The sequence below is a fragment of the Calditrichota bacterium genome (assembly GCA_014359355.1).
Taxonomy (GTDB): Bacteria; Zhuqueibacterota; Zhuqueibacteria; order JANLFK01; family Oleimicrobiaceae; genus Oleimicrobium.
Map to the genome: position 1 here is coordinate 1 of JACIZP010000329.1, position 7,562 is coordinate 7,562.

Below are 7,562 nucleotides of genomic sequence, written 5' to 3' on the forward strand. Positions count from 1 at the left end.
CATAGGGAGGGGAGTATGGAGTACAAGAGCGCTGAAGACTTTCGCCAAGCGGCGGAGAAGTGGATTGCCTCCTACTACCAGCAAGGGGTTAGGAGCGAGGAGAAGGTGACGGACGGGATAAGGACACGAGGCGGAGTGACCCCCAATCTGGCCACCAGTATGCTGTGCTGTATGACCTACCTCCTTGGTGTCGCCTACTACTCCCTTCGTCTTTACCGCGACAAACAGAAGGCGAAAAGCGAAGCCCTCGCGGCACTGAAGAAGGTGGCGCCCAAAGACGGATGTGCCGACTGCGAGAAGCATCTGGAGACGGCCCTGTCTCTCCTCAGCGCCACAAGTCGCTCAGGTGCAGTTGAGCCCGAGACCCTTGTGCAGGCAGTCTACCCTATTTGGAAAGATCTCTTCCCGCATGACACAAGCCGGGAGAAAGGCTTGCTAAGATACGTTCTCAAACATGCGCTGGGGCCGGAAGAGTTTGGTCCTAACGGAGGTGCTGGGCCGCTTCCGCTGGACGAAAAAGCGTGAGGCTTCTTCCCTACCCCGCTTTGTGCCCCAGGCCTTGTTGCCAAGCCCGTGGGAGTTCGACCCAAGAGGTCTACCTTGACGTGCGACGCACCAGGCTCCTTCCAGGCGGCTTTCCGGCTGGCCAGGTCCGTACTGCCGCCGCCATCCGCGAGAGCTCTGGCGATTGTCTCTGCGAAATGCTCTCCGAACGCGCAACGGCTCATTTCGGTACCGCTACGCCAACCGGCGCCAGGGTCGGCCTGCAGAGGACCGCAGCGATGACCCGTCTTGTCGTCGCCGCGTCGTGCCTTATGAGCATCCAGGCACTTGCGGGCGCCTCCGTTCCTGTCCTGGCCACCACCGTACCTGCCCTTGGCGCGGGAATGAACCTTTCTGGGGAGCATGCCATTCGCTGTGCCGACGAGGGTCTGGGTCTTGTCGCCGCTTGCCGCCAGTTCACCGATAGCCTGCTCACCCAGGACGGCCATTTTCTGGTTTTCTACACGAGGGACGGCACGGACGCGGTTTCGCCCTTGGACGCCAACGGTGACGGCACGCCGGATTTCGTAGAGGCCGTGGGGAGCGCGTTCGAGCGGAGCTACGCAGTGCAGGTCGAAGAGCTGGGTTTTGTGCCTCCGCCCAACACGGTCGCCTGGAGCCAGCCGTATCGAGTGTACGTCCGCGACCTTGGCACAAGCAGGGGCGTCACCGTGGAGGAAGGGCGCGACCCTGGCGCACCTGTGCAACATCGCCTTGCCAGCCACATCGAAGTGGACAACGACTTTATCAGTCCCCAGGAACACCTGTCCCCTGAGGCTGCCATTCGCGCAACTGCTGCCCACGAGTTCTTTCATGCCATTCAGCTCGGCTACGTGTCCCGCCTCATTACCGTGGACGGCTTCTTTGCTGAGCTCAGCGCCATCTGGATGGAAGAACAAGTCTTCCCAGGCATAGAGGACTACCGGCACTATCTGGGCGACTTTTTCTCCGCGCCGGACATTCCGCTCAACGCCGTTTCCCTGACCGTGCCGCGCATCATCAACCACATGTACGGCGCCTCGGTGTTCGCCTTCTATTTAGCCGAACGCTTTGGCCGTGAGGTAATCCGCCAAATCTGGGAGGAGATGGTCCACGAACCTGCCCTGGAGGCCATCAATCGAGTGTGCGCCGCTCACGGTAGCACCTTCGAGGACGAGTTCACGCGCTTCTCCATCTGGAACTACTTCACCGGCAGCAGGCATCAGCCGGGGTACGGCTATCGCGAGGCCGCAACTTTTCCGGAAGTGGCTACCGCCAAGGACACAGTCGTCGGTGCCTATGCCGCGTTCGCCGGACAGGCTTACTTCCTGACGGCGACCTATCTGCCGTTCCGGCTCAGCCAACCTGGCTCCTATCGCCTCATTTTGGACGGGGCGGTGCTTGCCCACTGGAGATTGGCAGCAGTGGTGGAGGAGCCGGCAGGAACGCGCATCCACCAAGTCGGCCCTGGGCAGGCGATTACCCTCGACATTGCCAGCGCACCGCAGGCCGTCATGGTGGTCGTCTGCAACGTCGACCGCTCAGTTGAGATACGCATGCTCTACTTCAAGGAAAAACCTGAGGACTACCTGCTCATGCTGCAGAAGCTCGACAGCAGCCAGGCACGCGACGGGGTGCCTTTCGAGGTGCTCAGCGCCCACCCCAATCCGTCCCCGCACCGCGTGACATTCACCATCGACCGCCGGGTGATGTTGCCTATCGTCTTGGATGTGGTAGATGTGCTGGGGCGGCAAGTTGCGCACCACGCTTTCCCAACGCAGCGCAGCGGCCTGTTTCAGGTGACGTGGCCGTGGGACCAGGCACTCACCACCTGCCCGGGCGTGCACTTCTTTCGCTTCTCCTGCCCGAGCCACACGCAGACGGTGAAGGTGACATTTCTCCGCCCATAGCGCAGGGACGAATCCGCCGTGTGGGAGCTCGACGACAACTTTTTCCGGGCGGTGCGCTTTGCCAACCCAGAGACCATCCCGGTGGACGTCTACCTCCTGCCGGCCACCTGGACGCGGCACCGCGAGGCGCTTGAGGAGCTGGTCGGGGAGTTTCCTGCGCTGTTCGGGGGGCATCAACCCGGTGGCGTGGACTATGACGCCTACGAGGGCACCTACAACGTCGGTCGTCACGTGGACCCCTGGGGATGCGTGTGGGAAAATGTCGCTCCCGGCTTGGAAGGTCTGGTGGTGGGCCACCCGCTGCTGCACCGCGAAGACGTGCGCACGTTCCAACCGCCACCTCCGGGTGGCGGCCTGCCCCACGGGTTCATGTACATGCGCCTCTACTACCTGCGCGGCTACGAGGAGCTGATGATCGATTTCGCCGAGGAACCCCCGGAACTGCAGATGCTCATCGACAGAGTGCTGGCCTACAACCTCCAGGAAGTGGAAACCCTCATTGCCTCCAAGCCGGCCATCTACTACTTCGGCGACGACCTTGGTCACCAGGATCGCCTCCCTATTCACCCAGAAAAGTGGGTCCGCTACCTCAAGCCCTGCTACCAGCGCATTTTTGGGCGCTGTCGAGAGGCAGGGGTCATCGTCTACTTCCACACGGATGGCCACATCGTGGAGATCATCGACGCCCTCATCGACTGCGGCATCGACGTGTTGAACCCGCAGGTGGGCGCCAATGGCTTGCAGCACCTCGCCCGCTTGGCAAGGGGGAAAGTCGCCATCTGCCTTGACCTGGACCGGCAGCGTTTCCCGTTTTGGTCGCCGCGGGAAATCGAGCAGCATGTGCGTGAGGCAGTGGAAGCCCTCTACCTCCCTGAGGGTGGGCTGTTGCTTCAGGCCTCCATTGGGCCCGAGCTCCCCTTGCCTACGATACGCGCCATCTGCGAGGCGCTCGAGAAGTACCGCTTCTATCGTTAAGTGTTTGCTCCCATGACAAGTGTGCTCAAGGGAAGGAAGATGCGCACCCTACTCGTGGTAACTGCCATGCTCTTCTGCTGCAATTCTGCACCGCCGCCTCCTGCGCCCTGTGGCCCGATCCCCAGTTCGCGCCAACTGGCCTGGCATGAGTTGGAGTACTACGCGTTCATCCATTTCGGCATGAACACTTTCACCGACCGGGAGTGGGGTGACGGCCAGGAGAACCCGACACTGTTCAATCCGCATGCGTTGGACTGCCGCCAATGGGCGCGGGTATGCAAAGAGGCGGGGATGAAGGGCATCATCCTCACGGCCAAGCACCACGACGGCTTTTGCCTGTGGCCGTCGCGCTACACGGAGCATTCCGTCAGGAATAGCCCGTGGCGCGATGGTCATGGCGATGTGCTCGCCGAGCTGGCCACCGCCTGCCGCCAGTATGGCCTGAAGATGGGCGTCTACCTCTCGCCGTGGGACCGCCACGAGCCCAGTTACGGCGATTCGCCTCGCTACAACGAGTTCTATAAGAACCAGTTGCGGGAGGTGCTCACCGGCTATGGCGAACTCTTCGAAGTGTGGTTCGACGGCGCATGTGGCGAAGGTCCCAACGGCAGGCGGCAGGTATACGATTGGCCCAGGTTCTTCGCCGTGGTCCGGGAATGTCAGCCACAGGCGGTCATCTTCAGCGATGGGGGCCCGGACGTCCGTTGGGTGGGAAACGAGCGCGGCTTCGCCGACGAGACCAACTGGTCGCTCTTGCGCCGCGAGGAGGTGTGGCCGGGTTACCCCCGCTACCACGAGCTCACCAGCGGCCATGCCGATGGAACGCACTGGGTGCCGGCCGAGGCTGACGTTTCGATCCGGCCAGGCTGGTTCTACCACCCTGCCGAAGACGCACAGGTCAAGTCCGTCGCCGAGCTTCTCGAGATCTACTACGCCTCGGTGGGACGCAATGCGGCGTTGCTTCTCAACGTCCCCGTGGACCGCCGTGGCTTGATCGCGCGTGTGGATTCACTCCGCCTGGTGGAGTTCCGGCGTGCATTGCAAGCCGAGTTTCCCGAGGATTTGGCGCGGCGCGCACGGGCAACAGCATCCCAGGTGCGTGGCAACCATCGCCGCTTTGCGCCGCAGCGGGCCATCGATGGCGACAACGCCACGTATTGGGCCACCGACGACACCATCACCTCAGCCTGGCTGGAGCTGGACCTGCGCAAACCGACCGTGGTGAACCGGATCGTGCTGCAGGAATACATCGCTTTAGGCCAGCGGGTAGAGGAGTTTCATATTGAGGCGGATGTTGATGGCAGCTGGCAGAGGGTTGCCGAGGGCACGACCATCGGCTACAAGCGGATACTGCGTCTGCCTGACCTCCGAGCTCGCCGCGTACGGCTGTGCATCAGCAAGGCGCGGGCCTGTCCCACGATCGCAACCTTCGCGCTGTACCGTGCGGGAACCCATTAGGGCCCGAGTGGTTACGGGCGCAAGTGTGTACCGCGCGGCCGGTGGTCCGGGCGTCAGCCCAGAACGCCTCCAGTGCCCGCCGCGACCCATCATGCGGGCTTCTGACCAGGACGGACCCTGGGTCCTCCGTCCCGCACGGTAGTTCACCACGTGGACACAGGCGCACAGACCTGCGAAGGATGCTCTCAACTCTGGCAGCCCCTTCCAGGGCACCCACAGATTTTGACGAGTGGCCGAAGACGGGCAGAGCGTCTTCTCGAGGATGATCCGAAAAGGAGAAGGCTGCTGCCGTGCAGGTGGACCGGTTGCTTGTGCGGTCGGAGATAAGCCAAATAAACGCGAACTCCGGGGACCGATAATCGTCTGGGCACCCTTCTCTTGCCGTTCTTGAAAGGGCGCCGGCAGACAATGGTCCATCGGGAATGGCTGATCACTGCGTCCCAACAGGCCTTGGCTTGTCCAGTGGAGCGCTGCGGGAACGCGGGCCGCTTGAGGCAGGAGTAGACGTGGTCCCGGTTGCCGGGAACGACAAGGAGGGCTGTGGAAAAGCAGAGAGACGGGCTGCTCGGTGTGCCCCGAAGCCCCTCTGCTCGCACCGGCCTGATAACTCGCAACACGACTCTTCGGAGAATGCTGGAGCCGCCGAACCGCCAGGCTGTCTCCAGGACCTCAATGAACCGGGGATCGAACGAATGGTACGAACGATCCCCCTTCCCCCTGGCCCGCGGCGCCGCATTCTGTGTCGCCAATGAAGAGGGCGGTGCCCTGCCTCAGCAAACCCTTGCTCGCCTACCTCACGCTCGCCCCAATAGGTGCATCACCAGGCCGCTGCAGAGCGGCACCACCAGATTGTCGTTGAGTCCCACTGGCACCAGCTCGCCCGCAGTCGCCACAAACGCCCCGGCCAGCAGAACCCAAGGATTGAGCGGGAGTACCTCGGCCATAAACAGGCCCGCCACCAGGCATACCGCCAAGCAGGCCAGGGTGCCTTCCACCGTCTTGCCCAACAGCGGAGTTCTCCCCCATTGCAGGCCGAATAACTTGGCAAACGCATCGCCGAAGACGACAAAGACTATCGCAGCCAGGGCTATCGGCGGCGCAAACAGCAGGATCGAAAGAAAGCAGGCCGCCAAGAAGGCGGTGATGCGCGAGAGGTGATATCCCCGAAGAAACGCGGGGTGCACGAGGTAGGAATTGCGGTACGTGGACGCCGCGGGCGCCTCCCGGTGGGCGCGTACCAGGTCCGCCACCACCGAAATCGCCAACACTGCCCCCGTCAAGAGCAGCGCGCTCTGCGGCCCATAGCGGAGATTCACCAGCGGAAAGGCCAGCGCCCCAGGCCGCAGTAACACCCGCCACCACTCCACCCTCTCCCTGAGCTCAGGCCGCAGCCGCACAACCTTCTTGACCACGATGTTGTAGACATTGACAAAGAGGATGTGGGCCACCACCAGGTTGAGGAAGACCACCTCCCAGCACCATGGGGCGCGGGTGTCGAGCATCAAGAGGAGAAGCGGGAGGACCATCACCCCCACCATCTCGCCGCGCCGGCAGATGAAGGCAAACACGGCCACCCAGCCCGCCAGCACGGCGATATGCCCCCACGCCATCCAGCCGCGCACCAGGGCGGTCCCGAGCAGGAAGAGCATGAGCCCCACCGCAGTCGCCACCCCCTGTCCGCCGCGGAAACGCAAATAGAAGGGAAACACGTGCCCGATCACCGCTGCGTAGCCGGCAAAATACCCTTGCGCCGGAGTGCCGCCCAGCATAAGGGTCAGCCACATCGCTGCCAGGCCCTTGCCTGTATCAAACAGCGCCGTGATCGCGCTGGGCAAGAGGCCAAGCACGGCAAAGGTGTTCACCGTTCCCGCATTGCCATTGCCGTGCTGCCGGATGTCTATGCCGCGGAGCAGACGGCCCAAGAAGTAGCTGGGCGATACGGAACCGAGGAGGTAGCCGCTCACGACGCACATCGCAGTCAGCCACATGGCCCTACACCTCCGCTTGCTCAGCCTCTGCCAGCTTCAACCCCTGCCGCAGCGCAGATGACCTCACGAGGCAAAGTCGATCTGCAGAGCATAGTTGCGGAACGGGCCAAGGGCCGCCGGTTGCTCGATGTAGTAGTACTGGAAAACGTTGTTGACAAAAAAGCTCACCTTGAAGCTGCCCACCTTGATCCCGAAGCGCAAGTCGGTCACGTAGGTGGCGGGCGTCACGTCCAGGTCCTTGATGGCGAGCTGCTGCATTTTATCGACCCGCTCGATGCGGCTCACATAGCGAAAATCTGCTCCAGCCGAGGCTCCCCGGTAATGGAGGTCCGAGCTGAGCGTGAGCATATGGCGCGGCCGGTATTTCAAGACCTTGCCATAGTCCGCAGTGGGAGAGCCGTCCGGGTTCTTGGACAGGTCCGTGCTGTGCACGTAGCAATACGCGAGGTTGGTCGTCAACGCATCCCTGATGAGTTCCAGCTTGAGGGCGCTCTCCAGGCCGCGAATACGCGCCCGCGTCACGTTGACGAACTTTACTTCCGGCAGAAACATCCCGTTGTACTTCACCAATCCCGGCTGCGGCCGCGCTTCGATCAGGTTCCAGAAATCCGAGTGGTACGCTACCACGTCTAAGTTGATGCAGCCAAGCATCGTGTGGTTTACCCCCAGCTCGGCGCTCAGACTACGCTCGGGCAACAAGTCGGGGTTC

The 7,562-nt window shown here is 62.4% G+C and carries 6 protein-coding genes; 4 read left to right on the plus strand and 2 right to left on the minus strand.

Features of this window, described 5'->3' with window-relative positions:
* Nucleotides 1–15 precede the first annotated feature (15 nt).
* From H5U38_13930 to H5U38_13945, 4 genes are all read left to right on the plus strand, one after another.
* Complete coding sequence (locus tag H5U38_13930; GenBank protein MBC7188120.1) at nucleotides 16–525, plus strand: hypothetical protein; 510 nt, start codon at nucleotides 16–18, stop codon at nucleotides 523–525.
* 257 nt (nucleotides 526–782) lie between these two features.
* The gene (locus tag H5U38_13935) at nucleotides 783–2,432 is read left to right on the plus strand and encodes a hypothetical protein (GenBank protein MBC7188121.1); all 1,650 of its coding nucleotides are present in this window, start codon (nucleotides 783–785) and stop codon (nucleotides 2,430–2,432) included.
* An 18-nt stretch (nucleotides 2,433–2,450) separates the two neighbouring features.
* Nucleotides 2,451–3,407, plus strand: a complete 957-nt coding sequence (locus H5U38_13940; GenBank protein ID MBC7188122.1) for a hypothetical protein — start codon at nucleotides 2,451–2,453, stop codon at nucleotides 3,405–3,407.
* A 12-nt stretch (nucleotides 3,408–3,419) separates the two neighbouring features.
* Nucleotides 3,420–4,865: an alpha-L-fucosidase gene (locus tag H5U38_13945; GenBank protein MBC7188123.1), complete on the plus strand. Its 1,446-nt coding sequence runs from the start codon at nucleotides 3,420–3,422 to the stop codon at nucleotides 4,863–4,865.
* A 794-nt stretch (nucleotides 4,866–5,659) separates the two neighbouring features.
* Here H5U38_13945 and H5U38_13950 read toward each other — a convergent pair.
* Nucleotides 5,660–6,853, minus strand: coding sequence for a glycerol-3-phosphate acyltransferase (locus H5U38_13950; protein ID MBC7188124.1), 1,194 nt, complete (start codon nucleotides 6,851–6,853; stop codon nucleotides 5,660–5,662).
* Nucleotides 6,854–6,916: 63 nt separating this feature from the next.
* Nucleotides 6,917–7,562, minus strand: a 646-nt coding sequence (locus H5U38_13955) for a TonB-dependent receptor (protein ID MBC7188125.1), incomplete at its 5' end; no start/stop codon positions are given.